Source organism: Pantoea sp. CTOTU49201 (assembly GCF_032054795.1).
GTDB lineage: Bacteria > Pseudomonadota > Gammaproteobacteria > Enterobacterales > Enterobacteriaceae > Pantoea > Pantoea symbiotica.
This window is the reverse complement of sequence record NZ_DAMBSA010000235.1, coordinates 4,328-7,405: the sequence shown is the minus strand read 5'-3', so window position 1 is coordinate 7,405 and position 3,078 is coordinate 4,328. Positions and strand designations below refer to the sequence as shown.

Annotated in this window: 3 protein-coding genes; 2 read left to right on the top strand and 1 reads right to left on the bottom strand. The window is 56.1% G+C overall.

Features of this window, described 5'->3' with window-relative positions:
- A partial coding sequence (locus tag RTY00_RS15930) for a sugar phosphate isomerase/epimerase (protein WP_312665095.1) occupies positions 1–1,057 on the top strand: 1,057 nt, incomplete at its 5' end.
- Positions 1,058–1,114: 57 nt separating this feature from the next.
- Positions 1,115–2,095, top strand: coding sequence for a LacI family DNA-binding transcriptional regulator (locus tag RTY00_RS15925; RefSeq protein WP_312665094.1), 981 nt, complete (start codon positions 1,115–1,117; stop codon positions 2,093–2,095).
- Here RTY00_RS15925 and RTY00_RS15920 read toward each other — a convergent pair.
- Positions 2,092–3,078, bottom strand: a 987-nt coding sequence (locus tag RTY00_RS15920) for a helix-turn-helix domain-containing protein (RefSeq protein WP_312665093.1), incomplete at its 5' end; no start/stop codon positions are given. The two genes, RTY00_RS15925 and RTY00_RS15920, sit on opposite strands and share 4 nt — an antisense overlap.

Sequence of the window (3,078 nt, the reverse complement as noted above, 5' to 3'; positions counted from 1 at the left end):
ACCTGGAATTTTTCTCGCGCAGTTTATTGGCCCTCAGCCACCGTTTAGTTCGCTGGAAGGGCTGGCGCAATGGGCTTCTGCGCTCGGTTATAAAGCGCTACAAATGCCTTGTAATCACCCTATAATTTTTGATCTGCCGCGCGCCGCAACCAGTCAAACCTATTGCGATGACGTGACAGGTTTACTGGCGAACTACGGCTTGCAGATCAGTGAATTATCGACGCATCTTGAAGGCCAGCTGATTGCTGTCCATCCGGCGCACGATAGCGCCTTCGATGGCTTCGCCCCCGCCGCCTTGCGCGGTGACAAGGAAAAGCGCACCGCATGGGCGATTCAGACGGTGAAGCTGGCAGCGGCCGCCTCAGCCAACCTGGGATTGCAGGCCCACGCCACCTTCTCCGGTTCGTTGGCCTGGCCGTATCTCTATCCGTGGCCGCCGCACAATCCTCAGCTACTGAGTGAAGCCTTCTCAGAGCTGGCACGGCGCTGGTTGCCGGTGCTCGACGAGTTTGACCGCTACGGCATTGATGTCTGTTACGAGATCCATCCCGGTGAGGATCTGCATGATGGCGTGACGTTTGAACGCTTCCTGGCGTTGGTGAACCATCATCCGCGCTGCAACATCTTGTTCGATCCCAGCCACTTGCACTTGCAGCATATCGACTATCTGCAGTTCATCGATATCTACCATCAGCGCATCAAGGCATTTCACGTTAAAGATGCCGAGTATCTGCCGAACGGACGCAGCGGCGTGTATGGCGGTTATCAGCGCTGGATAGATCGTGCCGGCCGCTTTCGCTCACCCGGTGACGGACAAATCGATTTCCCGGCTATTTTCAGCAAACTGGCGCAGTACGATTATGACGGCTGGGCGGTGTTGGAGTGGGAATGTTGTTTGAAAGAGGCGGAAACCGGCGCGCGCGAGGGGGCTGAGTTCATCCGTCGACACATCATTCCGGTGGCCGATCGGGCATTCGATGACTTCGCCGCACAACCGCAGCAAGCGGCCAGCATCCGCGCGCAGCTGGGGTTGAGCGCGGCAGAGTCGCACGATTAAGGTGGGCGCGGATTTATGGTAGCCTCCGCTGTATCTGACTTAGCAAGAGTTGCAAGCATGTCCATCCAAAAAATCGCTCGCTTAGCGGGCGTTTCTGTGGCGACAGTTTCACGGGTGCTGAATAACAGCGACACGGTAAAAGCGCAGAATCGTGAGAAAGTCCTGCATGCCATTAAAGCGAGTAATTACCAGCCAAATTTGTTAGCGCGTCAGTTGCGCACTGCTCGTAGCTCAATGATTCTCGTCATGGTGTCAGATATCTCCAATCCCTTCTGCGCCGAATTGGTGAAAGGCATTGAGGAGCAGGCGGAGAAGAACCGCTATCGCATTCTGTTGTGTAATTCTGGCTCAGACATCGAGCGCTCGCGCTCCAGTTTGCAATTGCTGGCCGGTAAAATGGTGGATGGCATTATCACCATGGATGCGTTCAGTAAGTTGCCAGAACTGGCACAGCTGATAGGCGAAACGCCGTGGGTTCAGTGCGCGGAATACGCCGACGCCGGGGATGTTTCCTGCGTCGGCATTGATGATGTGCAGGCATCAAAGCACGTGGTGGCGTATCTGGCGGGCAGGGGACGACAGCGTATTGCGTTAATCAACCACGATCTCAGCTATAAATATGCGCAGCTGCGACAGGCGGGTTATCAGCAGCAACTTATCCAGGAAGCGCGCAGCTGGCAGGCCATCTCTTACGCCACCGAGCTGAGTTTTAATGCCGGTAAAAAGGCGATGGAAACCTTGCTGGCTGCGCCCGAGCGTCCAGATGCCGTGTTCGCGGTGTCGGACACTTTAGCGGCGGGCGCGCTTTCAGCCATTCACGCCGCCGGACTGCGCGTACCGCAGGATATTGCGGTGACCGGATTTGATGGCACCGACCTCGCCGAAATGGTCACGCCGCCACTGAGCACGCTGGCGCAGCCGTCGCGCGCTATGGGACGCAAGGCGTTTACCTTGCTGCTGAATAAGATCGATCAACCTGATTCGCCGGCTCAACGCATTATGATGGACTGGCACTTTGTGGTGCGTGCCAGTACTTAAGCGGTCGCTTGCTGGCGATATTCGGTTGGTGAGCAGCCGAACTTCGCCCTGAACTCGCGCGAGAAGTGCGGCATGTCGCTAAAGCCCGTTCGCCAGGCAATCTGGCTAATCGGCGTGGCGCGATGCAGCGGAGAATGCAAAGCTTCTGCGGATTTTATCAGCCTCTGATTGAGGACATAGCGACCAAACGAGGTGCCATCTTTCTTCAGCAGCATGTTGAGATAGCGCGAGCTAATACCAAAGGCGTCAGCGATGGTTGCGGCGGTCAGCACCGGATCGGCCAGCCGCTGGTTGATCATGATTTTTATTTGGAACAGCAAGCCGTGATAGGTTTTGGCCTGGCTTCGGTTGTTGCACTCGTCGGCAATCACCGAGCTCAGCAGTTCGAGAAACTGCTCGTTCAGCATGGCGGCGTATTTGAGTGAAATGTCTTCGGGCAGCGTCATCAGGTTGTTCAACAACATCTGTAGGAAGGGCATCAGCGGATGCTGTTTGCCAAAGGCGTTGGCCACAAGATGTTCGGTTTTTCCCACTCTTTGGCTCAGATGATCTTTGCTGATCTGCACCACATGCTGTCGCGTCTCACCATGAAGGTGCAGCTCATAGGGAAACCGCGTGTCGTAAAGCGCGAACTCGCCCTGACTGAGCGAGGCATGATTGCCGCCCTGCAGCACCGAGGTTTTTCCCTGGCTGACAAAGCTCAGCAGAATCATATTATCCGGGCTGTTATCGGCACCTTTGCGGCCACGGATCACCTCTTGCGCGCTACAACTTACCTCGGATAAGCGCAGATCGCCCCAAACGCCCGCTTTCAGGATGCCGTTGCGCTCGCTGCCCGCGTAGGTGCTCTCCAGCGGCACAAATGTCTGACTGATGGCGTGGCGCCAGTAATCGGTGCGATCAGCATACAAAACGTCAGCGGTGTTAAAGGTATTCATGCCTGCATCCTCAGCGTTGGGTGAGGCATTGCTTGCAAACTCCGG